Source organism: Prevotella sp. tf2-5, from assembly GCF_900115435.1.
Taxonomy (GTDB): domain Bacteria; phylum Bacteroidota; class Bacteroidia; order Bacteroidales; family Bacteroidaceae; genus Prevotella.
This window is the reverse complement of record NZ_FOWK01000002.1, coordinates 118,162-143,972: the sequence shown is the minus strand read 5'-3', so window position 1 is coordinate 143,972 and position 25,811 is coordinate 118,162. Positions and strand designations below refer to the sequence as shown.

The following is a 25,811-nucleotide window of genomic DNA, read 5'->3' as shown; positions in this document are numbered from 1 at the left end:
TTCATCCTTTTATATAAAATAATTAATCAAAGATTGTTTTATTTGTAGAATAATGACTATCTTTGCAGGGAAATGTGCACTACAGACATGGAAAGGACATTTATCGCAGGACCATGTGTCATAGAATCCGCTGAGCTGCTGGATATAGTAGCGGCAAAACTGGTGGATATCAATAAGAGACAGGGGACTGACATCATATTCAAGGCATCCTTTGACAAGGCGAACCGCACGTCCATCCGTTCGTTTCGCGGTCCGGGTATGGAGAAAGGTCTCCAGATGCTTCATGACATCAAGGAGAAATACGGGCTCCGCCTGCTTACGGACATCCATGAGTCATGGCAAGCCGAACCCGTGGGACAGGTGGTGGATGTCATCCAGATTCCCGCCTTCCTTTGCCGGCAGACAGACTTGCTCATCGCCGCTGCCAAGACAGGAAAAGTCGTGAACATCAAGAAAGCCCAGTTCCTCAGTGGACGGGACATGCGCTACCCTGTGGAGAAAGCACGTGACACAGGAGCCAAAGAGATATGGCTGACGGAGCGTGGGAATATGATGGGGTATAACAACCTGGTGGTGGATTTCAGGAATATCCCTGACATGCTGGAGATGGTACCGACAGTCATTATGGACTGCACCCATAGTGTGCAACGACCAGGAGGAGCCGACGGAAAGACAGGCGGTGACCGCCGTTATGTATCCCAGATGGCTCTTGCCGCCAAAGCGTTCGGGGCCACAGGCTGGTTCTTTGAAGTGCATCCCGACCCCGACAACGGACTGAGTGATGCCGCCAACATGCTGGAACTAAGCAAATTAGAAGATTTAATAAAGCAATTAAAGTGACAGATAAAGAGAACGCCATACAATGTATCAAAGACGAGGCACAAGCCGTACTGGACTTGATCGCCAAGATTGACGACAACTTCGAGAAAGCTGTCGATTTGATGATGCATTGCACCGGTAAAGTCATCGTGACAGGAGTCGGGAAAAGCGGACATATCGGAGCAAAGATCGCCGCTACCCTGGCATCGACGGGTACACCGTCTTTCTTCATCAACCCTCTGGATGTGTTCCATGGTGACCTGGGGGTGATGGCGAAAGGGGATGTCGTACTTGCCATCTCTAACTCCGGACAGACAGATGAGCTGTTGCGTTTCATTCCAATGGTGCTCCACATGGATATCCCCATCATCGCGATGAGCGGTAACCCACAATCACTATTGGCGAAATATTCCACCTGTCATCTGAATGTCAGCGTGGAGAAGGAGGCGTGTCCACTGAACCTGGCGCCGACAAGCAGTACCACGGTGACACTGGTGATGGGTGATGCCCTTGCTGTCGCCTTGATGAACAAGCGTCATTTCCAACCTCAGGATTTCGCCATGTTCCATCCTGGTGGAGAACTGGGAAAGCGGCTGCTGACCACTGCGCAAGACGTGATGATCACAGAGAACCTGCCCATCCTGAGTCCGAAGATGCACTTAGGAGAGGCTATTATCCTGGTGAGCAAGGGAAAGCTGGGACTTGGTGTCGCCATGAAGGACGACAGGATAGCAGGTATCATTACCGATGGTGATATCAGACGGGCAATGGAGCGATGGAGAGCGGAGTTCTTCGACCGCAGCGTCTGTGACATCATGACGCAATCACCCAAGACAGTTTCTCCGCAGACAAAGATTGCCGAGATACAGAGAATTATGAACGAGAACAAAATACATAACGTACTGGTTTCCGACAACGACAACAGACTGTTAGGTGTCGTAGACCGCTATGCATGTATCTTATAAATAGAAAACAAAACAGGTTATGAAAGGACTGAAGAAAATAGTATTGATACTGATGCTTGCACTGCCCCTGGCTGTAGCAGGCGTCTATCTGTTCAAGACGCTGGACATCAAAGACGGATTGACCAGCAGTCAGATTAACTGTATCCTGAAAGACGGTCGTGGATATATGTGGTTTGGAACACCGGCAGGACTCTACCGGTATGACGGTTACACCTTCCGGAACTTCCAAAGTAACTCCAAGGACGGCTCCTCCCTGCCCGACAGCTATATCCTGAGTATCCAGGAGGCACTGGACGGTAATCTATGGATCCTTACCTCAGCAGGTTATTGTATCTACCACCCGCAAACGGAGACCTTTGAGCGGGACATGAAACAGGTCTATGCCCGAATGGGTATCGAGGGACAACCTAATGTCGTCTTTTTCGACCGCCACAAGAACCTGTGGGCAGCTATTCCCAATAAAGGAGTGGTAGCCTATAACATGCAACAACAGCTACTCTATGAGTTCGGATATACCGATGACAGTCATGGAGTGCCACAGGGTGTTATCTGCTCCATCGGTGAGTGTCGCGACGGCGCCATCATTGTCTATGAGGACGGCAGGATGATCTGCTGTGACATCATGCATCAGCAACATACCGTTTGGGCAACCGAGCATATCGCCCAGCAACACCTTCGCAAGAGCCACTCACTGAAAGTCTTCGCCGACCAGTCGGACAATATCTGGCTCTATGGTCAGGGAACCCTGATGATGTATAATAAGAGTACTAATGTCTGGGATACTGCCATCGGCAACAGTATCGGACTGACAAGTATCGCCGTCGACAGGAGCGTGAACGGCATGGCGGGCGACAACAAAGGAAACATCTGGATCGGAACTGACCGGATGGGACTTCTCAGGATGAACGTGAACAGCCATGAGATAGAATCCGTACAGCCACATAATGGCAAAAGCGATCAGATGACACAAGAAACGACAGGTGTCCAGAGTGTCTATGTGGACGACACGGATCTGCTATGGATAGGAACAGAGAAGTCTGGTGTGGCTTTCTATGGTGATATTATCTATAAGTTCCAGTCGACCTTTAATGGTGACATCACCGCTATCACACAAGACTCAGACGGAAACGTCTGGTACGGAACGAGTGACAAAGGCGTTATCGGGTATGAGGGACCGTTGGCAAGTCAGAAAGTAACCTGTATGGAAGCAACCACCGACGGAAGTGTATGGGTGGGCTCCCGCCAGAACGGTCTGACACGTATCAAAGACGGCTCCTCACATATCTTCTCTGTAGTCCGTGACAGTATGAAGACCTTGATAGACGACCATGTCAATGCCCTTGCCAAAGATAATAGCGGTAACCTATGGATAGCGACGAACGGGGGGTTGCAAGTCTATAATCCGAAAATGGACACCTTCTCCTCCTATACCCGGGAGAACGGTATGTTGAGCACGAACAATATCACATCCCTTTTCTATGGTAAGAGCAACAAGTTATTGATTGGTACCTCAGAAGGTTTGGTGATACTGAACCTGTCTAATCGTGAAAAAATCCTCCTGACAGGTAACTCCACCAATCTCAAGACCTTCACCAACAACTATATCACCCAAGTCTTTGAGGACTCCAGAGGATTGATATGGGTGGGTACCCGTGAGGGCTTGAATGTACTGAATGTGGTATCAGACTCCCTGAACTACATTACAGAGAAACAAGGACTTTGTAATAACTCTATCTGTGGTATCACAGAAGACAGGAACAGCAATATGTGGATAACCACCAGCAATGGTATCAGCCGTATTGTCGTACAGCGTAACAGAGAGGAAGGTACCTTCGGATATGGGCTCTATAACTATGATATAAAAGACGGATTACAGAGCAATGAGTTCAACACAGGTTCCATCTTGACGAAATCCGACGGTACCGTCCTGTTTGGTGGTTTGTTCGGTGTGAACTGGGTGCGTCAAGGTGCGAAAATGGACCAGAATACCCTACCCCGTGTCATGCTCACACAACTCTTTATCGGAGAGGAGGAGGTCATGGTCGGACATGAATATGACGGAAATGTCATTCTTGCCCAGGCATTGAACGAAAGTAATAAGATCTATCTGAAGAACAAGCAGAACACCTTCACCATCAAATTCGCCGCAGGTAACTACAACCAAGGCGAACGTCTGCAATTCATGTATTGGATGGAGGGACGCGACCATGACTGGCGAAACGGAGACGCTCTGCTACACGGAGTCAAGTTCCGGGACCTGGGCAGTGGCAGCTATACCCTGCACGTAAAAGCGGTCAGTGCTGATGGTGCCGTAAGTAATCAGGAACGCAAACTGGAAATCAACATTGAGCGTCCTTGGTGGCTGACATGGTGGATGCTTACGGTCTATGTCATCATCGCCATCATAGCCTTGCTGGTATGGCGCTATGGTTATAAGAAAGTCAAGAATTTCCTGATCAGGAAACGTACGGTCGTCGAGGAGTTAAAACGCCAGCGTGAGGAGATCAAGACGACCAGTGATGAGCTACGCCAGCCAATGGCGCGCATGACAACGATCATCGGTAATCTTGCCGAGCGCGAGAGAGACCTGGAAGGTCGTGAGCAACTGAACTCCTTACATTTCCAGATGCTACAGGTCATCACCCGTATTTCCGAGATGCAAACTATTCTGGAGAATCCCGAGGCGAAAGCAGAGTCCACGGCAAAAGACCGTCTGGAACTCAACGACCAAGGAGAAGTCAGACTGCCTTCGATTGCAACAGCAGAGCTGACTGCCAACATCCAGCCGTTGCGTCTGGATAAGAAGACCCATAAGTTTAACGTGGTATTCATTGACAGCAATAAAGACTTCATCAACTTCATGAATGCTCATTTGCATGAGGTCTACGACTTCCATGTCTATGACGACATCAGACTGGCTATCCCGGATATCGAATCCTTGAAAGCAGACCTCGTGATCTGTAAGCATGACATGAAGCACATGACCGGTAGTGAACTGTGTAACAAGCTGAAGTCTAATCCTCACACACAGAACGTGAAGTTCGTGTTGATGACAGACACTGTCCTGACGCAAGAGATGATGAGTGATATGAATATCACCTTAGCTGCTGACGACTACCTCGCCAAACCTTTCAATGTGCAAGAGGCTGTCATGCGCTTTAACAAACTGATGGGACTCGGACCTGTCGAGATGGAACAGAACACGATTGAAGGACGTGAGACACGTATGCTGGAGGGTCATAACGCCAGTATGACAACAGCTACGATGGCGTATGACGACATCGAGGCTCCCACATCCAAGGAGACTGAGACAGAAGAGACTCAGGAACCGGAACAGCAGAAACCTGCAGAGGAGGTTACCAAACAACAAAATAACTTCCAGTTCTATAGTGAGGACGAGACCATCGGTGACTACTCGATGAGCAATATGATGGACCGCCAGTTGATGAAGAACGTAGAACAATACGTGCTGCATAACATGAGCCGTGGACAGATCAGTCTGGAGGAGATGGCGTCTTCGATGGGTATGGGACGTGTACCTTTCTTCCATAAGATTCGCAGTATCACGACCAAGACACCCGCCGAGGTTGTTCGTGAGATAAGACTGAAACACGCCTGTGTCCTCTTGACGAAGACAAATATCAATATGAGTGAGCTTGCCATTAATATCGGATTCTCCACAGCAGAGAACTTCATCAATATCTTCAGGGAGAAATACGGTATGACACCACTTGAATACCGTCTCAAATACAAGAAGTAAGATGCGGCGGTTCTGGATTATCGCATTACTGGTATACATCACCCTGTCAGCGAGCGCTCAGACGAGCGACTCGCTGATAGTTCAAACATTACGTTCCAAGAAGATCAACTTCTCCGACAATAATAGCGTGACACTGTTGATGTCCGGAGAGGAGAAGTTCGACGACATGTTCAAGGCTATCCGTCAGGCAAAGAGCAGTGTCCATCTGGAATATTTCAATTTCCGTAACGACTCCATCGCTTCCCTTCTTTTCGACATTCTTCGTGAGAAAAGGAAAGAAGGAGTGGAGATACGTGCCATGTTCGACGGTTTTGGGAATGACTCCAACAACCAGCCGCTGAAGAAACACCACCTGAAGGCATTACGGGATGACAGCATCGATATTGTGGAATACGAGCCGATCCGTTTCCCATGGGTCAACAAGATTTTCGGACGTGACCACCGTAAGATCGTGGTCATTGACGGACAGATTGCCTATACCGGTGGTATGAATGTCGCCGACTATTACATCAAAGGTACACCACAAGTGGGGGAATGGCGAGACATGCATTGTCGTATAGAAGGAGATGCCGTCAACGAGTTACAGAAGATTTTCCTTCGGATATGGAACCGTGTCACTGGCGAGAACATACACGGTATGAAATACTATCGCGGCGGCACACTGACGAAATTTGAAGGACTAAAGCCCGATACCACCTCCACGGCAGGTAACAAGATGGTAGGTATTATCACCAGGGAGCCCCATCTTACTCCAAAAATCATGCGTCAGTTCTATATCAGCGCTATCGACCAGGCGCAAGACTCCATCAAGATTATCAACCCCTATTTCACCCTGATACCCACTGTCACACGAGCACTGACGAGAGCTATCAAGCGAGGGGTGAAGGTGGAGATCATGCAATCAGCAAAGAGTGATATCCCCCTGACACCAGACTGTGCCTACTACCAGGCACACAAACTGATGAAACGAGGAGCCATCGTCTGGATGTACGAGCCAGGATTCCACCATTCCAAGATCATGATGGTGGATGGACGCTATTGCACGATAGGCAGTACCAATCTGGATGCCCGGAGTCTGAAATGTGACTTCGAGCAGAACGCTGTCATCATCGACAAGGCCACCACCAAGGAGCTGGACGATATGTTCGACAGGGACACCAAGAAGTGTTTTCTCTTAACCAAGGAGTCCTGGGACCAGTTCCGTACCCCTTGGCAGAAGTTCCGCGGCTGGTTCGCCCATCTGCTAGCCCCCTTCATGTAATTCTCTATGCAGCGTAATACCGTCATCTCTATCTGTAAGGCACTTGCCATTATCCTGATGGTGATAGGACATGCTGATGCCCCCGATGTGGTCAGTCAGTTTCTCTATGAGTTCCACATGCCGGTATTCTTCATCACGGCAGGCTATTTCTTCTCCTTACGCTATCTCCATGACGAGGCGACCTTTGTGAAGAAACGCTTCAAAGGACTCTATATCCCTTTCCTGAAATGGGCGGTATTCTTCCTGATCATCCATAACTGGATGTTCGACCTGGGTATCCTCAATGAGCAATATGGCAACTGGAGCGGTGGGGTGACACATCCCTACTCCTGGCATCAGATGCAACAGAACCTATGGAACATGGTGACGGCAATGGGAGGCTACGACCAGTTCCTATGCGGCGCTTTCTGGTTTTTCAGAGGACTGTTGGTGGCAAGTATCGCGTACCTTATTATATATAAAGGCTTGGACTATGTCGCTGGCAGGACCTCCCGTCTTACTCCCTATCGGGAGGTGATCGCCCCCGTCGGGGTATGTGTCCTCATGCTCTTATTGGCAGCATGGAAAACGGCAGAGGGGTTGCGTATCATCCCCCTGATACAAGGAGGTTATCGGGAGATCATGGGTACCTTCTTCTTCGGTTGCGGGTTCCTGTTCCGTCAATGGGAACGACAGTATAAGGTGACCTGGTGGATGACCATCGTCTTCGCCGTCATCGTCGCTCTCTTCTCCCAGTATCTGACCGCCAATATGAACTGGCGTTCCTCTTTCACCCAGTTCATCTCCTTACCCGTCCCCGCTATCTGCGGTTTCCTCATGACCTATAACATCGCCACCTATCTCAACCGTCATGAGGGGATGGTAAAACGCTTCCTCGTCTATTGCGGTGACAATACCCTACCCATCTTCGTCTTCCACATCATCAGCTATAAGGTAGTCAGTCTGCTGAAGATCTGGTATTACGACCTCGACATGGCCCAGATAGGATGCCACATGGTCATCCATGAGCATGCCAAAGAAGACTGGTTCTGGGTGCTTTATGCTATCGTGGGAGTAGGCATCCCCTTGGGATGGACATGGTGCTGTCAACGTATCAAGAGCAGACAGCAGCATACATCAGCCTGAACTGAGTCTCACTGATGCCATAATCCTCAAGGAGTTCATGGTCAAAGGAGAAAAAAGTAGTGTCACCATTTCTCAGAGAAGCCTTGAAACAATGGATCGCCTCATCTATCCTGCCCAGGAACCAGCAACAATAACCAGCATTCATCCAGTCATCACGATACACGTTGTCCACCGCAGTCAGTCTTTGGTATAGCTTATCTGCCTGTTCCAACTGATGACAACAAAGATGCGTCCAAGCCAGGACACGGCTCACCTGGTCGTTGTCAGGATGTTCGTAGTTCAGACGGTACAGCAGTTTCAACGCCTCCTCATACTCTTTCATATTGACAAGACACACCGCCTTGTTCAACAGATAGTTAGGATGGTCAGGACACAATAGCAGCAGGTCGTCATAGGCGTCCATCGCCTCATCGAAAATCCCCAGGTCAAACAACTCACGCGCCTTCCCCCTCAGGGCTTTCTCATTATGAGGATCCAACTTCAAGGCCTCATGATACTGTCCATACCAGATATAATACTGGACAGAACGATGATCATCACTATACGAATCCAGCAGATGCATGGCTGGCTCTTCCATCTTCTTGCGTTTCAGCAAACGTACGATCTGGTCTTTATAAGGCTCTAAGGGCGACCCCTTGAACAGCCACAGGCTGAAGAACTCACATGCCCCCAGGTTCATAGCGCTGGTGTTGAACGGGTTCTCGAACTCATTACGACTGGGGAACAAGCGATAGAAGCGATACAGGTCCATCAAATAGGCACGGCGGATAAAGGCTGGTGTCGCCAATTCGTCCGCTGGTATCTCACCCATCGTTGCCTCTCCCTGCTCCAGCATCTTCCGCATACTCTCCGGGATACGGTCAATGACTTGTTGGAAGGCGATGATGAACGAATATTTGTCACTGTTACAGAAAGGACCCGTCTTCATCATTTTCTCCATGAACTTATTACCTTGCATCCTGTTGACAAAATTCCTGATATCAGGATGCTGCAGGTAGAAGGGCACAAACCAGTTGCTGATATCATAGAAGAACGGGAAGCGCTTCATCTGTGAGAAACCGCCGAAATAGATGTCCGACCCCTGTTTCTGCATGTCCATCATACGTCCGAAGGTCGACTCCAGCTTCTCCATCCGCTGTTCTGAAGCCTCCGGGTTCAGGATATCCTCCATCGGATCATCCTCACGCTCCTCGATACTGAACGGTCCGATCTTCAGGTTGTTATTCTTGATGAGATCCGGCATGATCTCCTTTTGGATGGTATGGGTGTCCTGCTCCGCATTCAGACAGTATATCAACTGCATCTGCAGCTCAGTGAGTTCCTCACAGACCTTTTTCGAGGAAAGGAGTGCGCTCACCAGTTCCTCCTGCTCCGGGTATATCTCACGGACATCCTCCCGCAATGACAATGCCCACCCCACCAAGGCACGCTGACGCACCGCCTCCTCTTGGGAGCGACGGTAGACATTCACCAGCATACGGAATTTCACCATGTCATACTGATTCAGGAGCGACAGGGTGACAGCTGACACCAGTAGCTGCTGGTCATTACTGTCAATAGTCGGCGAGAGGAGGATCTCCTCAAAGTCATGTCCTACACCATCTGTCCACATCCGGGAGGTCAGCACATAACAGAACAAGCTGTTCACCGCTGTCTGATGTTCTTGATAGAGCTGCTCGCTCCGCTCCTGCCGGATATGCTCAGGCTCTAGCTCCAGCATGGCGATATTACTCACGAAGTCCTCCATCTCCTTACGGATATCCGTCAACGACCACTCTCTCCGTTCTGTACGGACACGGTTATATATCCCGGATAAGGTAGGATACTGACGCATCCGGTGGTAGGAGGCGATATTGGCATAGAGCACATAGACCCGCTGTAGCAAATGATGGTAGAGCTGGTCTAACTGAGGGTCGTTCACCCCTCTTCTCCAATAGTCTGCCATCAACTCATACTCTGCCTTGATACCATTCAGCCGCTCCATGGTCTGCGGCTGTGGATAAGCTGCGAGATAGGTATCCATCTCGGCAATCGCCAGCCCCACATTACCTCTGTGCAGTTCTCCGGCGACACGTTGTATTTGCTGTTCCGTTCCTGTCATGTCCTATTTCTTCTGAAGCCATTTCTGCGCCCGGTCCATGTCTTTCTGACGAGGACCAATGGCATGCTGGTACTTGATGGGCTGTGATAAGGAATCCACTACCATTCCCGACACACCACACTTCTTGATGATCAAGTCACGGTAATAACGGACACCTTTCTTATTGATAGAGTCACAAGCCGCATTATATGCCTTGACAAAGAGGTCGAGTTGTTTCTGACGCTCGGGATGACGCATCTCCTGCTCACGGAAGACAATCACTCCCATCTGCAGGTCAAGACGACGAGTGTCCAAGATCACCGGGTTCTTCGCCAACCTTGCCTCCGTTGCCTGCGGCTCTGGTAAGAAGAGAGCATCCATCTCATTGTTACGCAACATATCCATCCGCACGTTCAGGTCGTTGATCTGAACACGGAACACATGCTCATCACGCAGTTTCACGGAGTCGACAATCAGGTCACAAAGGAAATCCGTCACAGAGAAACGGGTCATCGCCAGCATCTTGTCATCCAACTGTTTCAACTGACGGATACGTGAGTTATGATTGGTGACAAGCTGCCAATAGGCATTCGTGGCGGCAGCATACCGTAGTTTCATCCCACGCTTCTCGATACACGCGGCTCTGATAAGGTCGCTCACACAACCCTCCACCCGTCGACGCTCTATGGCGGTGTCACAGTCGATCTGTGCCACAAAGGGTTTCAGACGCACACCCCCGTTCAGGGTGTCATATAAATGCTCATACTCAGCGACGAACATTGGAAGACAGTCGAGGGTAGGCATCACGGCGATCTTCAGTGCCGCAGAGTCCTTACGCATCGCCTCCCGACGCAGTTGCTGGTTCTGTCGTTTCGTCTCCTCATAAGACTGTCCGCATGCCGACAGTATCATCAGCGTTATAATGGCATAAAATATTTTCTTCATAATCAAAGTGCAAAGGTACACATTATATTTCAAATGATAATAAAAATTCCATTTCTTTCTGAAATCAATGCATAAAATCATAGTTATATTTGCTAAATTGCACGAAAAGATATACTTTTGCAAAAAGAATGAAAATCAAATAGATAATATGAAAACAATACTTTTCTTCTTAGCAGTCATATCCGTCCAAAGCGTATACGCCCAACACATTCGCTTTAAGGAAGTGAAGAACCACATGATTGCGGAAGTTAGTCTCAACAAACAAGTAAAAGCACGTGCATTGATTGACACAGGATCGTCCATCACTGTTCTTGACAGCACTTTTGTCGTTTCTTCTGGATTGGAACTGAACCCGACAGCTTGCCATCACGCTCTACGTCTAACCGCTATTGGCAAAACACTATGGTGTTACCAAGTTATATCTGACACATTGGATGTTGACGGCTTACGTAACACCCGCCCTGTTTATATAGCCGATTTAAGACAGGCAAAGAAATGGTTTAAAGATGGTGGATACGATATGATAATGGGTAGTTGCTATATGGCAAAAGACGGTAGTCAGATGGTAACGTTGAATATCGCTAAAGGTTATGTAAAATATGGCAAGCAGGCATTACCTGAGAATAAATACAAGCGAGGCATTATGACCATTGACAAGAAAGGGTTTGTAGGGACTGACGCTCCTTTGCGCATCATGGACAGCGACTACAGGTCCGGACAGATTATCGGGAGATTCATCATTGACACTGGCAATGCAAATTTTTTCTTTTTATGCGGGAAAAGCGAAGGAGTGATCGAATCGCTCAACAGACAAGGGTTTGAACTATCAGAAAGAACTAAAGATGGGAAGACGATAAAATACATCAAAATGGATTCCGCTGAGATGTTGGGGAAGAAAGTCAACATGGAAAAAAGTATTCTACCGATAATTCCCGCCAGCATCGGCAGAAACTATGCAGGAGCGATAGGATACAAGTTCTTAAAAGAAGTAGAACTTGTATTGGATTATGACAACAATTTCTTATATATCAAACAATAATCAAGAATTTACACCCAAAACAGGTGCCGCCTCCATAGAGTCGAAGGTAGAGGCTTCATTTGGCATGTTGTGCGGATTTTTGGTTTTCTTAACTAAAATTCCATAGGGATGAGACAAATATGAAAGGAATTGAGACAAATTTGAAAATCTGTCTCCATCCTGTTTCGTAACTTTGCAGGCGTTATGGAACACAATGTAGAGTCAATACGGAATAAGATCTATGAGATTCGGGGGCAGCGTGTGATGCTGGACTTCGATTTGGCAGAGTTGTATGGAGTGGAAACAAGAGCATTGAATCAAGCTGTGAAACGTAACATCGAGCGTTTCCCTGAAGATTTCATGTTTCAACTAACCAAAGGTGAGTTGGAAATATTGACAAATCAAATCTTGAGATCAGAAAAAGTATCCGAAAACACCGAGAACATATCAAAAGGTAGCAACTTGATATCACAAATTGTGATTTCAAGATTTCTTGACAAAAGAGAAACAAAACATGATAAAGGCTGGGGGGGCAGCAGAAAACTACCCTATGCATTCACTGAAAATGGCGTTGCAATGTTAAGTAGTGTACTACGTTCTTCTCTTGCCATACAGATAAATATTGGCATTATGCGTACTTTCACTGAGTTCCGTAAAATAGCGACATCGTTACAATTCCCCGATTATGCTGCCGATGTGGCACAGTTACGCAAGGACTTTGAAGAGTTGAAACTCGACATAGAAGATATTCTTCATGACCAGAACGACATCAATGAGTCGACGAGGGCTCAGCTGGATGCCATCAGCGAGGCACTGGCGGAGTTGCAGCCCAAGGAACCGAAACCACGGAGACGCATCGGATTTATGCAGGATCAGTGAAAGTCGTGCGTGGAAAAACGGGGTCGGTTCTCAGTGATCCACCACAAAGGTACAACATTTCTTTCAAAAGACAAAATGATTGGACAGGAATGTGGAGCTTTTAATACCCACCATTCCCTACACGTAATTTTAAAACCCTTGTCACCGTTGCCGCCTTGCAAAACTATTTGATTATCAGTGGATTGTCGGTAACAACATAGCGGCAACGGTGACAAGGAAAGGCGGTTTTGATGCAAAAATGGTGTAAAAAACGAGTGTAGTGACACATAATACAGCGATTGTTTTTTGAGCGGTTTGCTTTCGGCTATAGCCGTTCAGTTGTTTGGCTGGAGCCGCACGGTCGTTTGGCTATAGGCAAACGATTGAAAGGCGGAACCTTTCTCCCTCGAAGGCGGTACCTAACACCCTCGAAGGTAGGCACTAACACCCCATCACTAGTAACCTTCTACCCATACACAAGGCATTAAGACCGACAGAAGTATCTTCTATGAAAGTAAATTCAGTGTGTTTACTCAGTAAATTCAGTGAATTTACTCACCAAATTCAGTGAATTTACTGAGATAGGAGGCATCGGAATAAAAAGCAACTAACAGGGATGTTTTACGAAGGCGGCACCTCCTGCCTGTGAAGGTGCCGCTTCCTCGGGTCGAAGGTAGGGGCTTCGAGGGTCGAAAGTGCTCTTCAGTCGGTAACCGATTTCATTGAATTTTTAAGAAAATCGAAAAAACTACTCCCCTTCTCCCGTTCATGGGGCTCAAACCCCGATAAATAAAGGGCGGAGGACATGGGAGTAGTTTTTCGAGAAATAGAGAAAAAGTAAAAAGTTTGGCATATTCGGTTATTTTTTGTATCTTCGCAGTCGATATGGCAAAAGACAAGACAATGTATGTCTGCGAGAACTGCGGACAGGAATCAGCGAAATGGATTGGTAAGTGTCCGTCGTGCGGACAGTGGAACACGTTCAAGGAAATCAAGGTGGCTGACACCCGTAAACAGGTGACGGCAACATCGGCGGCGGCATCGGCTGGCAGACAACTGCGAGAGAACAAGGTGTTACGACTGCGCGACATCTCTGCTCACGATGACCCATGTATCGATATGCATGACGAGGAATTGAACCGTGTGCTGGGTGGCGGTCTCGTCCCCGGTTCCATCGTCCTGCTTGGTGGCGAGCCCGGTATCGGAAAGTCTACCCTCTCCCTCCAGACCATGCTGAACCTGCCGGAGAAGAAAGTGCTGTATGTCAGTGGTGAGGAATCAGCGCACCAGCTCAAGATGCGTGCCGAACGCCTTACCTCCCCTCAACAGGGGAGGCTGGAGGGGTCAGAAGGTTTCCTCATCCTCTGTGAGAACTCCCTCGAGGCGATCTTCGACCATATCAAGGAGGTACAGCCGGAACTGGTGGTCATCGACTCCATCCAGACCATCTCCACAGAAGATGTCGAGTCGTCGGCAGGCAGTATCGCACAAGTCCGTGAGTGTGCCTCGGCACTGCTCCGCTTTGCCAAGACCAGTGGTGTTCCTGTGATCCTGATAGGACATATCACCAAAGAGGGTACCTTAGCAGGTCCGAAAATTTTGGAGCATATCGTGGATACCGTCATCCAGTTTGAGGGTGACCAGCATTATATGTATCGCATTCTGCGAAGTATCAAGAACCGTTTTGGAAGTACCTCTGAGTTAGGTATTTACGAGATGCAGCAGACAGGGCTCCGACAGGTCAGCAACCCCTCCGAGTTACTATTGACAGAAGACCATGAGGGACTCAGTGGTGTGGCTATCAGCAGTGCCATCGAGGGTATCCGTCCCTTCCTGGTAGAGACACAGGCGCTCGTCAGCACTGCCGCCTACGGTACCCCACAGCGCAGTGCCACAGGTTTCGACCAGCGTCGGTTGAACATGCTCCTTGCCGTTTTGGAGAAACGAGTGGGTTTCAAACTCATGCAAAAGGATGTCTTCCTGAATATCGCGGGAGGTCTTAGGGTCACCGATATGGCAATGGACCTCAGTGTCATCGCCGCCGTCTTGTCGAGCAATGTCGACACCCCGATAGAGAGTGGCTGGTGTATGGCTGGTGAGGTAGGACTCAGTGGTGAGGTACGTCCTGTCGCCCGCATCGAGCAACGCATTGCCGAAGCAGAGAAATTAGGATTCTCCCATATCATCATCCCCAAATACAACCTCTCAGGTCTCAACCGTAAGAAGTTCAAGATAGAGTTAGTCCCTGTCCGTAAGGTAGAGGAAGCGTTGCGTGCGTTGTTCGGCTAATCCCTCAGCCATCAGCCCTCACACATCAGCCCTCAGTCCTCATACTCTGTCTGGTCGTCAATACCAGCCTCGGCAAGAGCCTCCTTCCGTTCCACGCAAGTACCACACTTACCACAGTGCTTGTCACCCCCTTTGTAACACGACCATGTCTCGGCATAGTCGATACCCAGAGCCTTGCCGCGACGGGCAATATCCCCTTTGGTGATATTCGTATAGGGAGAGCGCAGTCCTACCTTGACAAAGGTTCCCGCTGCCGCCGCCTTGTCGAAAGCCTCAACAAACTCAGGTGTGCAATCCGGATAGATGGTATGGTCGCCCCCATGATTAGCCATCATCACATATTTCAGACCATTCGACTCAGCGATACCGACGACAATGGAGAGCATGATACCATTACGGAAGGGCACGACGGTCGATTTCATATTCTCATCCGCATAATGACCTTCGGGAATCTCCTCCCCACCCTCCAGCAACGAACTCTTGAAATACCTCGTCATGAAGTCGAGGGGTATCACAATATGCCTGATACCCAGTCGCTCACAATGCATCTTGGCAAACGGGATCTCCCTGGCATTATGCTTCGACCCGTAATCGAACGAGACGGCAAGGGCTATACGCTCCTGCTCGTCATATAATAAGGTGACAGAATCCATGCCACCACTTAAAATCAGTACTGTATCCTTTTCCATGATTGCAAAGGTAAGAAAAAAAACGATATCAGGAATGAGTAATTAGAAATTATTTACTACCTTTGCACGACTTTTTTATCAAAACATGATGTACAAACCAACTTTCAACCAGCGCAAGGTATTCCGCTTCCACCGTTTTGCAAGGAAAGGATATGCCCTCTTTGCCTGTTTGGGACATGTGGTGACCATTGGTGTACTGAGCGTTGCGACACTGACTACCGCCAGTGCCGCCATCGACCACAAGGGAGTTGTTGCCGACGGGTCGACGACCACCAGTGCCACCACCGATGACACCCCGGACAAAGAAGCGACCCTTGAGGATGTAGAGGTCACAGGGTCACGCGCCCCGCTTGCATTAGGGCAAGCCGTGAGAATGGTCACTGTACTGAGTCGTGAGGATATTCAAGCGGCGCCAGTACAAAGTATTAACGACCTTTTGAAATACGCCGCAGGCGTGGATGTCCGTCAACGAGGACCGATTGGTGCACAGACGGATATCAGCATACGAGGCGGTACTAGTGAGCAGATCACCATCCTGCTCAACGGTATCAATATCTGTGACCCCCAGACGGGTCATAACGCCTTCGACTTCCCATGCGACCTCTCGGACATCGAGCGTATCGAGGTGTTAGAGGGACCTGCCGGACGTGTCTATGGCACTTCCTCTCTGATGGGGGCGATCAATATCGTGACGAGAGATGCCAGAAGTAAGATGGCTGAAGTAAGAGTGGAGGGAGGCTCCTTTGGTTACCTGTCAGCAGGAGGACGAGTGAGTCTCAAGCCACAGCTGTCACCTCTCAACTCTCAGTTTTCTGCTTCCTACACCCGCAGTGACGGCTACAGCCGTTCGAAGGCTGGTAGTCTGAATAGCGACTACAGTGGTGGCAAGGTGTTCTACCAAGGACAATATCAACAGGAGGGGCTTCGACTGAACTGGCATGCGGGTCTGTCGACCAAGGGTTTCGGCTCCAACACTTTCTACAGTGCGAAGTTCGATGAGCAGTATGAGAAGACCACCAAGCTCAACACCGCACTACAGGGAGATATCAGAGGTATGAGGTATGAGGTAAGAGGCAAGACTGCTGAGTTTCACATCCATCCCGCCATCTATTGGAACCGTAGTTACGACCGTTTCGAGTTGACACGCGGCACTGAGGAGAGAATACCCTTCAACTACCACCGCACGGATGTCTTCGGCATCAACCTGAACAGCTATTTCGACTGGTTGTTGGGACGTACAGCCTTGGGAGCTGAGTTCCGCAATGAGGATATCGTGAGCACGAATCTCGGTGAGCCCCTCTCCGACCCTTTCAGTCATTACAAGGTAGGACTGAACCGCTCGAATCTCTCATTCCATCTGGAGCATAACGTAATCCTAAAACGTCTCACCCTCTCTGCTGGCTTTGTCGCTGTGAAGAACACATGGAACCAGATGCCGTTGAAGGTATATCCCGGTATTGACGCCAGCTATCGCATCGGCACCCACTGGAAGATCTATGCCTCCTACAACTCCTCCCTTCGTATGCCATCCTTCACAGAGCTCTTTTACAGCGTAGGCGGTCATCAAGCAGACAAGTATCTGAAACCCGAGGAGTTACATGCGTTAGAGGGAGGTGTGAGATTCCAGTCGGACATCTTCAACATGTCTGCAAGTGTCTTCCATCATCATGCCCGTAACATGATCGACTGGGTGATGGACACCCGTGAGGCGGACCCTGTCTGGCAGAGCGTCAACCACACCAAAGTGAACACCATCGGTTTCGAGACAAAGGCAACGCTAACCGCTAACCGCTACACGCTGAACCTCGCCTACTGCTACCTGCATCAAGACAAGGATGTGGAAGACTACCTGCAGTCGCAATATTCCCTGGAGTACCTGCGGCATAAGTTGACGGCGTCATTGTTGGTCCATGTGGTCAAGCATCTCGACCTCCTTGTGAAGTATCGCTTCCAAGACCGTATGGGATCCTATACGACCGTCAATGGAGAGGTGTGCGACTATCACCCCTACTCTGTCGTTGACGCGAAGTTGAGCTGGAACACCGACACCTATTCCGTCTATATTGAGACCAACAATCTTACCAGCAAGCGATATGTCGACTACGGCAATGTGCCACAGCCTGGATGTTGGATCATGGGAGGAGCAAAATGGCGTCTTTCATTCTGATTTGCCAACTCCGTCTTACATTATCATCTGTCGTACGTAAAAAAGATTTAAATTATGAACGATGAGCTATGAACTATGAAGTTATTTTCGTAACTTTGTGGTCGATTTTGGAAATACTACATTTTTAAATAACACGATTATGACAATTAACGAATTCAACTTTGCCGGTAAGAAGGCAATCGTACGTGTAGACTTCAACGTACCCCTGGACGAGAATGGTAAGATCACTGACGACACCCGTATCCGTGGTGCCCTTCCTACCCTGAAGAAAATCCTTGCTGACGGTGGTGCTACTATCATCATGTCACACATGGGCAAGCCCAAAGGAAAGGTAGACATGAAGAAGTCACTGGGTCAGATCCGTGAGGCTGTAGAGAAGGCACTGGGTGTACCCGTTGCTTTCGCTCCCGACTGCGCCAAGGCTCAGGATGCCGCTAAGGCTCTGAAGATGGGTGAGGCTCTGTTGCTGGAGAACCTCCGCTTCTATCCTGAGGAGGAAGGCAAACCCGTAGGTATTGACAAGGAAGATCCTAAGTACGACGAGGCTAAGAAGGCTATGAAGGCTTCTCAGAAAGAGTTCGCCAAGACGCTTGCCTCTTATGCTGACTGCTATGTGATGGACGCCTTCGGTACCGCACACCGCAAGCACGCTTCCACCGCTGTTATCGCCGACTACTTCGACGCCAACAACAAGATGCTGGGTCTGCTGATGGAGAAAGAGGTTACCGCTGTCGACAACGTCCTCTCTAACATCAAGCGTCCTTTCGTTGCCATCATGGGTGGTTCTAAGGTCTCTTCTAAGATCGGTATCATCGAGAACCTGCTCGGTAAGGTTGATAAGCTCATCCTCTGTGGTGGTATGACATATACCTTCTCCAAGGCTCACAATGGTGAGATCGGTGACTCTATCGTAGAGCTCGACAAGCTGGATGTGGCACTGGGTGTTGAGGAGCTTGCCAAGAAGAACGGTGTAGAACTCGTTCTGGGTAGCGACTGCACTGCTACTAATGGTCTCGACTTTGGCACGATGACTGTCAAGGAGGGTGCTGAGATCATCACCTGCCCTGCCAACAAGGTTCCCGCTGGTTTTGAGGGTGTTGACGCAGGTCCTGCCTCTCAGGAGGACTTCCGCAAGGCTATCGAGGGTGCTAAGACCATCCTGTGGAATGGTCCTGCCGGTGTCTTCGAGTGTGACAACTTCACTGCTGGCTCTCGTGCTATCGGCGAGGCTATCGCCAAGGCTACTGCCGAGGGCGCGTTCTCTCTGATTGGTGGTGGTGACTCTGTAGCTTGTGTTAACAAGTTCGGTCTTGCCGACAAGGTTTCTTACATCTCTACCGGTGGTGGCGCTCTGCTGGAGGCTATCGAGGGTAAGGTGCTCCCTGGCGTTGCAGCTATCAAGGGTGAGTAATGAAACACATTTATATAACTATGATGATGACCGCACTGCTTATCGCAGGCGGTCATCATGCTTTTGCGGCAAAGCGTCCTCTCGTCACGGACATCGTCACTTTCGAGAAGAGCGACACCACTGCAGAAGTCTCCATATTGGTTCACTGGCCCTGTAAAGGAGAACAGGTCCTGGTAGACAGCCTGCGCCATCATATCGCTTATCTGCTCGGAGGAACGTTCAACAGCCCCGATGATATTCTGTCTTATGGCGCATCACTGTTTGAGTCGCTGTCAGCAGATTGGCATAGTGTTTATGATGAGATGCCCCCTGAGGATCGACTGGGAGCCTTTTCCAAGAGTCACCACATCACTAAGCTGGCTGAGACCAGTCGTTACATCACCTATTATTATCAGACATACGACTATGGTGGCGGCATACACGGCTTTACTACCGAGGTGGGATTCACTTTCCGTAAGAGCGATGGCAAACAGATTCCATTGCTTGCGAACACCGACTCACCCCGCCTCTCCAAACTTCTCAAGGAAGGTGTAAGGAGTTTCTTTTCAGGTGATTCTGATAAACCTCTGACCGATGAAGAACTGCTTGAGTATCTTTTTGTACAAGAAGTTGAAAGTCTCAATGGTCTCCCATTGCCAGGTAATTCTCCCTATCTCACCGAGACAGGTGTCGTTTTCCTCTACACCCAGTATGAGATAGGTCCCTATTCTTCCGGTATCATCACTTTCGAGATTCCCTTCAAGGATATCCTGCCGTTTCTGACTCCCGAAGCGAGGAACCTGATTCCGTAAAGAGGAAAGACAACGATTACGTTAAATATTTCTTAATTCTTGAATCAAAGAAAACAATTTCTTAGTATCTTTGCAACAACAAACCATTTAAAGCTATCTGATATGAAGAAAAAATTCGTTATTGGAGACCGTACCAAGGATGAGTACATCTCCGTTCTCGACATTGAGAAGAAGAAGTTAGAGTTCACGAACCATATCGGCTCTGCCAAGGAGTTCATGGGCTTTGAGGAAACCAAAGCTACACTGAGAAAGTTACAGGATGAGACAGGCGGCTATCTGGATGACCTTCAGGTATACATCAAGGACGAGGATGGCAAGGCTCACCGTCCAGACGAGCGTGACATGATGCCTTTGTAATGTGAGACAAATAAACAAAACGAAAGAAGAGGACATTCTAGTGTCCTCTTCTTTTTGTTTATGGGTCTTATAAATCACAGACCGATGCGATAATCATTTTGCCCTTGCCAGCGAGAGGAGCCTCTATTTGCAACCCACGGGCACGAAGAAGAATCTCCATACCAATGTCACCATAAGGAAGATGGCAATAGGTGCTCTGGGGTATCAACACTCGTCCGCCAATACGTACTTTGGAAAGGAAGGTGAATATCTGTTGGAAGACACTCTCCGTATCAGAGAAAGTCTCCGGGCGGCAGAGGTCAAGGATGACATTATCATAGCTGTCGTAAGCAGCAGGCAACTCGCCACTACCGACGACAACAGCACCTGTCGTTTCCGTCTCTGTGTCGCTGAATATCAGTATGGTGCCATGACAGTCGGCTTCCTGTATGATTTCCTGAAGTGGAACCCGAGGAGCGTAAGCAGAGGGCTCCGCATGGGACTGGTTGAATAGGATCTCCGGATATTGCATCTCCAGACGATGCAGGAAAGCACAGTCCTCCTGTACCACACGCTCGTCATCATGTACCAGATAGACGGCGCCACCAGTAGTCTCCAGATCAACTGTCTGCGTCAGGAAAGGCTCACGTCCCAGTCGCTCGAACACGCCATAGAAGTAACTGGGTAGCTGACGCACCAGCTGCAGGACTGGAGCAGAGTCCAGTGTGATGTCATTCGGAAGGATAAACCACTTGACGACACCCTTACGTGGCGGACGGTATGGTTTCAGGCGCTCCTGTTCGAACTTGACGGGGTCAAGGTATGAGTCAAGGGCGGAGTCCGTCTCATGCTGACCATATATCTTGTCCAGGTACTGGCGTGTTTGTCCAGCACCCATAGGACGACAGTTGATCTCAATAAGCACTGGTCCCTTCTCATCCACCATATACTCCCCATGTACGGGACCATACTGGATACCGATGGCATCCAGCACGTCATAAGCGTAGCGGACAATGGCGGAGTTACCCACATCCAGACGGTTCACAGATTCCATATAGTTATAGATATTACTGCCGTTCATCTCCAACTTGTCATAGAAGCACATCGACACCAGACGGTGCTTACCTGCACACGACACGGTATTAACGATATACTCCTTGCCGATGATACGCTCTTGCATCAGGATGTCACCCACATGTTCGTCACTGGCGGAGAGGGCGAGTTCCGTTCGCACAGCCTCTATCATCTCGTCATAGCCCTCACAGAAATGCATTCCCTGTGTACAAGCGCCACGAGCACGTTTGACGACAACATGAGAGGTGTTCAGCTCCTTGTAAAACTCGATTGCTTCCTCCTCGTTATGAATCAACTTTCCACGAATGGAACGCAGACCATGGTCTGCGAGAGCCTGATGCATCTCGTTCTTACGAGTCATCTTGCCGATAATAGACCAGGGGTTACCAGGCAGTCCTAAGTCATAGGCAAGATGAGTTGCTAACTCGACAGCAAATTCCTGTCCTGGGACAACCAATACAGGGTCATAGGCACGAACCCGTTCCAACAGGGCAGCATAGTCGCTGGTTTCTTCTATATATGGAACACCTTTCGGCAATTTACCTCGGGCTATCTCACGAGACACCAGGAATGGGGCACGGTCTTCTTCTGTGCCAGGGAAGGTGCATTCCACAACCACTGGTTGATAGCCACGCATCAATGCGTCCTCTACATAATTGAAACCCGTAGAGACGATTTCTACTATGACAATAGTTCTTTTCTGCATAATATTCTTTATTAATTAATAAAAGGACTGACACCCTAAGGATGTCAGTCCTCTATTTTATATCAAGGAATTAATCCTCTTCCTTCAGCTCAGCCTCATGCTCCTTGATGAGCTGCTGCTGGATATCGTTCGGAACGAGTTCGTAGCTGCTGAAACTGGTAGAGAACGAAGCACGACCACCCGTCAAGGAGCTGAGGGCGATGCTATAGCTGGCGAGTTCCTTCAAAGGAATCTTTGCCGTCAGCTTCTGGTAGCCAGACTCACTGTCCATACCCATGATGATGGCACGACGACCCTGCAGGTCACTCATCACATCACCCATATAGTCAGCAGGCACCAATACCTCTAAGTCATAGATAGGCTCCAGCACCTTCGGACCTGCCTCCTTGAAAGCAGCGGAGAAGGCATTACGGGCTGCCAGCATGAACGAGAGCTCGTTAGAGTCTACCGGGTGCATCTTACCATCGTATACGATAACACGGACATCACGGGCATAAGAACCAGTCAACGGTCCCTGCTCCATACGCTCCATCACACCCTTCAGAATAGCGGGCATAAAGCGCATATCGATAGCACCACCCACGACGCTGTTGATGAAAACGAGCTTACCGCCCCAATCCAAGTCTTTCTCCTCTTTCGACTTGATGTTCATCTTAAACTCCTGTCCGTTGATGGTGAAAGAGGTAGGATCAGGCATACCCTCGGTATAAGGCTCCACAATCAGGTGAACTTCACCGAACTGTCCTGCACCACCAGACTGTTTCTTATGACGATAGTCGGCACGCGCCATCTTCGTGATTGTCTCACGATAAGGAATCTTCGGCTCCTGATACTCTATCTGGATCTTCTCGTTATTCTCCATACGCCATTTCAAGGTACGCAGGTGGAACTCACCCTGACCATGAACGATGATCTGGCGCAACTCCTTGGACTGCTCAACGACCCATGTAGGATCTTCCTGGCGCATACGCTGCAGGGCAGCCATCATCTTCTCTGTCTCTGCCTCGTTGACAGCCTTGATAGCACGAGAGAACTTAGAGTTAGGATATTTAATGAAGTCAAACTTATTCTCCACATCCTTGCCATTAAGGGTATTACCCGTCTTCACATCCTTCAGTTTCACGGTACAGCCGATATCTCCAGCGACGAGCTGATCCACCTGGATACGGTTGGCACCAGCACAAGCATAGAGTGTACCGATACGCTCCTTAGAGCCACGGTCGGCGTTGGTCAGGTCGTCACCACTCTTGACGACACCACTCATCACCTTGAAATACTGTACCTCACCAATATGAGGCTCAACACCTGTCTTGAAGAAATACAGAGAGGTGGGAGCACTGGCATCGGCAGGAACTTCCTTACCGGCAGCATTCTTAATAACAGGCATCTCGCTCACGAAAGGAACGACATTACCCAGGAACTCCATCAGACGACGTACACCCATGTCCTTACCTGCACAAACGCAGAATACAGGATAGATGCTGCGGGTCACCAGACCTTTTCGGATACCCTCACGCATCTCGTCCTCCGTCAAGTCCTCACTCTCGAAGAACTTCTCCATCAGCGTGTCGTCACCAGCAGCGGCAGCTTCCACAAGGGCAGCCTTCATCTCCTTTGCCTTGTCGAGTTGGTCGGCAGGAATCTCCTCGATGATGGGAGCACCACCCTCGGGCTTCCAGGAGTATTTCTTCATCAACAGCACGTCGATAACACTGTTGAAGCCAGGACCTGTAGCGATAGGATACTGGACAGGAACACAATTGTTACCATAGACCTCACGCAGCTGAGCCAGGATCTGGTCGAAGTCGCAGTTGTCGCGGTCGAGTTGGTTAACGAGGAAGATAACGGGTTTCTTCAACTTCTCAGTATTACGGAAAGCATTCATCGTACCCACCTCAGGACCATACTGTCCATTAATGAGCAATACAGCCTGGTCTGTCACATTCAGGGCAGTAATGGCACCACCGACGAAGTCGTCCGATCCCGGGCAGTCGATGATGTTCAGCTTCTTGTTATTCCACTCTACATGAAAAACAGTAGAGAACACCGAGTAGCCATATTCCTGCTCAACAGGGAAATAATCGCTCATGGTGTTCTTACCCTCTACAGTGCCGCGGCGTTTGATGATGCCAGCTTCGTAGACCATTGCTTCGGCAAGAGTAGTCTTGCCGCTACCCGCACTGCCAAGCAGCGCGATGTTTTTGATTTCGTTGGTTTGATAAACTTTCATATCGGTTATGTTTTAGGTTTAATTTCGATAAGCGACGCTAAAATTAGTCATTTTCATGCGAAAAACCTAAGAAAACTTTCAAATATTAAACTTTATTAGTACTTTTGTTCACAGAATTAGAACGTTGGTGGCTATATGGCAGGTCTTTACATCCATATCCCTTTCTGTGCAAGCCGCTGTATCTATTGTGGTTTCTACTCTACGACCGCCCTCCAATGGCGACAGCGGTATGTGGATGCCGTATGCAAGGAGATGGAGCTAAGAGCTAAGAAGGAAGAGGGAAGAAGGGAGTCTGTCGAGACCGTCTATCTGGGTGGAGGGACTCCCTCACAACTGACCATCGACCAACTGCGTCAACTCTCTATATATATTAATAATGTATATGGAGCTGCCACCCGCGAGTTCACCATCGAGGTGAATCCCGACGACGTCTCCACCGAGTATGCTGTGATGTTATCACAACTCGGCATCAACAGAGTCAGCATGGGTGCACAGACCTTCGATGACGAACGACTGCGTTTCCTTCATCGCAGACATACCGCCGCCCAGGTTCCCCTTGCCGTCCAACGGCTCCGAGACGCTGGCATCCAGAACATAAGCGTGGACCTGATGTACGGTTTTCCCGATGAGAACCTCCAAGACTGGGAATATGACATCGATGCCGCTCTCCGACTCCATGTGGAGCATCTTTCCGCTTACTGCCTCATGATAGAGGAAGGCACTCCTTTATGGAGATTAAAGATTAAAAATGAAAAAATAAAGATGGATGAGGAGACAGAGAGGTTGATGTATGAACGGCTGATAGACAAGGTGACAGAAGCTGGTTATGAACACTATGAGATCAGCAACTTCGCCAAGCCTGGTTTCCGTTCCAAGCATAACAGCAGCTATTGGCAGGACATCCCCTATGTCGGATTAGGTGCCGCTGCCCACAGCTACGACGGACACACCCGCAGTTGGAATATCAGCGACCTCCAACAGTATATGGAAGCCATCGAAAGAGGACAACTACCCAGTGAACAAGAAGTCATCGACGAGGATACTCATTATAACGACCGCATCACTGTTGCCCTCCGTACTTGTGAGGGACTCGACCTCTCCACTCTCTCCCATAAGTATCGTACTTATTGCGAGAGAGAAGCACAACGATATATCGCCCTGGGACTACTGACCCGAGAAGGGACCCGTCTGACACTCACCCGACAAGGACTCTTCGTTAGCGACGACATCATGAGTTCCCTCATTTACGTCTAGACATACAGCACAAAAAAAACGACACTGCAATAT

At 49.1% G+C, this 25,811-nt stretch carries 18 protein-coding genes; 13 read left to right on the top strand and 5 right to left on the bottom strand.

Going from position 1 to position 25,811, the window contains the following annotated elements:
• Positions 1-87: 87 nt before the first annotated feature.
• The 5 genes from kdsA to BM257_RS02560 are packed head-to-tail and all read left to right on the top strand — an operon-like array spanning position 88 to position 7,930.
• The gene (gene kdsA, locus BM257_RS02580) at positions 88-840 is read left to right on the top strand and encodes a 3-deoxy-8-phosphooctulonate synthase (RefSeq protein ID WP_092067954.1); all 753 of its coding nucleotides are present in this window, start codon (positions 88-90) and stop codon (positions 838-840) included.
• Positions 837-1,784, top strand: coding sequence for a KpsF/GutQ family sugar-phosphate isomerase (locus BM257_RS02575; RefSeq protein WP_369821293.1), 948 nt, complete (start codon positions 837-839; stop codon positions 1,782-1,784). Before kdsA ends, BM257_RS02575 begins: the two co-directional genes overlap by 4 nt.
• A 19-nt stretch (positions 1,785-1,803) precedes the next feature.
• Complete coding sequence (locus BM257_RS02570; RefSeq protein ID WP_092067950.1) at positions 1,804-5,544, top strand: AraC family transcriptional regulator; 3,741 nt, start codon at positions 1,804-1,806, stop codon at positions 5,542-5,544.
• 1 nt (position 5,545) lies between these two features.
• On the top strand, positions 5,546-6,805 hold the full coding sequence (locus tag BM257_RS02565) for a phospholipase D-like domain-containing protein (RefSeq protein ID WP_092067948.1): 1,260 nt from the start codon (positions 5,546-5,548) through the stop codon (positions 6,803-6,805).
• A 6-nt stretch (positions 6,806-6,811) separates the two neighbouring features.
• Entirely contained in the window at positions 6,812-7,930 is a 1,119-nt protein-coding gene (locus tag BM257_RS02560) for an acyltransferase family protein (RefSeq protein WP_092067946.1), read from the top strand.
• Here the strand turns inward: BM257_RS02560 and BM257_RS02555 are convergent.
• Positions 7,899-10,031, bottom strand: a complete 2,133-nt coding sequence (locus BM257_RS02555; RefSeq protein ID WP_092067944.1) for a tetratricopeptide repeat protein — start codon at positions 10,029-10,031, stop codon at positions 7,899-7,901. The two genes, BM257_RS02560 and BM257_RS02555, sit on opposite strands and share 32 nt — an antisense overlap.
• A 3-nt stretch (positions 10,032-10,034) precedes the next feature.
• Entirely contained in the window at positions 10,035-10,955 is a 921-nt protein-coding gene (locus BM257_RS02550; protein WP_092067942.1) for an ABC transporter substrate-binding protein, read from the bottom strand.
• Between the two features lie 148 nt (positions 10,956-11,103).
• Between BM257_RS02550 and BM257_RS02545 the strand changes: the two genes are divergently transcribed.
• The 3 genes from BM257_RS02545 (at position 11,104) to radA (ending at position 15,120) form a co-directional block, all read left to right on the top strand.
• Positions 11,104-11,994 (top strand): retropepsin-like aspartic protease, encoded by an 891-nt coding sequence (locus BM257_RS02545; protein ID WP_092067940.1) that lies wholly within the window; start codon positions 11,104-11,106, stop codon positions 11,992-11,994.
• A 183-nt stretch (positions 11,995-12,177) separates the two neighbouring features.
• Complete coding sequence (locus tag BM257_RS02540) at positions 12,178-12,852, top strand: ORF6N domain-containing protein (protein ID WP_092067938.1); 675 nt, start codon at positions 12,178-12,180, stop codon at positions 12,850-12,852.
• Positions 12,853-13,716: 864 nt separating this feature from the next.
• Positions 13,717-15,120 carry a DNA repair protein RadA gene (gene radA / locus BM257_RS02535; protein WP_092067936.1) on the top strand — a complete coding sequence of 468 codons (1,404 nt, stop codon included), beginning with the start codon at positions 13,717-13,719 and terminating at the stop codon, positions 15,118-15,120.
• A 32-nt stretch (positions 15,121-15,152) separates the two neighbouring features.
• Here the strand turns inward: radA and queC are convergent, their stop codons facing one another.
• Entirely contained in the window at positions 15,153-15,809 is a 657-nt protein-coding gene (gene queC, locus BM257_RS02530) for a 7-cyano-7-deazaguanine synthase QueC (protein WP_092067934.1), read from the bottom strand.
• Between the two features lie 88 nt (positions 15,810-15,897).
• Between queC and BM257_RS02525 the strand changes: the two genes are divergently transcribed.
• From BM257_RS02525 to BM257_RS02510, 4 genes are all read left to right on the top strand, one after another.
• On the top strand, positions 15,898-17,976 hold the full coding sequence (locus tag BM257_RS02525; protein WP_092068431.1) for a TonB-dependent receptor plug domain-containing protein: 2,079 nt from the start codon (positions 15,898-15,900) through the stop codon (positions 17,974-17,976).
• Between the two features lie 139 nt (positions 17,977-18,115).
• Positions 18,116-19,387 carry a phosphoglycerate kinase gene (gene pgk, locus BM257_RS02520; RefSeq protein ID WP_092067932.1) on the top strand — a complete coding sequence of 424 codons (1,272 nt, stop codon included), beginning with the start codon at positions 18,116-18,118 and terminating at the stop codon, positions 19,385-19,387.
• Between the two features lie 20 nt (positions 19,388-19,407).
• Positions 19,408-20,178, top strand: a complete 771-nt coding sequence (locus BM257_RS02515; protein WP_177215986.1) for an RsiV family protein — start codon at positions 19,408-19,410, stop codon at positions 20,176-20,178.
• Between the two features lie 102 nt (positions 20,179-20,280).
• The gene (locus BM257_RS02510) at positions 20,281-20,535 is read left to right on the top strand and encodes a hypothetical protein (protein ID WP_092067928.1); all 255 of its coding nucleotides are present in this window, start codon (positions 20,281-20,283) and stop codon (positions 20,533-20,535) included.
• Between the two features lie 67 nt (positions 20,536-20,602).
• Here the strand turns inward: BM257_RS02510 and BM257_RS02505 are convergent, their stop codons facing one another.
• Positions 20,603-22,294 (bottom strand): ATP-grasp domain-containing protein, encoded by a 1,692-nt coding sequence (locus BM257_RS02505; RefSeq protein ID WP_092067926.1) that lies wholly within the window; start codon positions 22,292-22,294, stop codon positions 20,603-20,605.
• A 70-nt stretch (positions 22,295-22,364) separates the two neighbouring features.
• Positions 22,365-24,524: an elongation factor G gene (locus tag BM257_RS02500; RefSeq protein ID WP_092067924.1), complete on the bottom strand. Its 2,160-nt coding sequence runs from the start codon at positions 24,522-24,524 to the stop codon at positions 22,365-22,367.
• 135 nt (positions 24,525-24,659) lie between these two features.
• On the opposite strand from BM257_RS02500, the gene hemW reads away from it, so the two are divergent.
• A complete protein-coding gene (gene hemW / locus BM257_RS02495) occupies positions 24,660-25,778 on the top strand; it encodes a radical SAM family heme chaperone HemW (protein ID WP_092067922.1) in 1,119 nt (372 codons plus the stop codon).
• Positions 25,779-25,811: the final 33 nt, after the last annotated feature.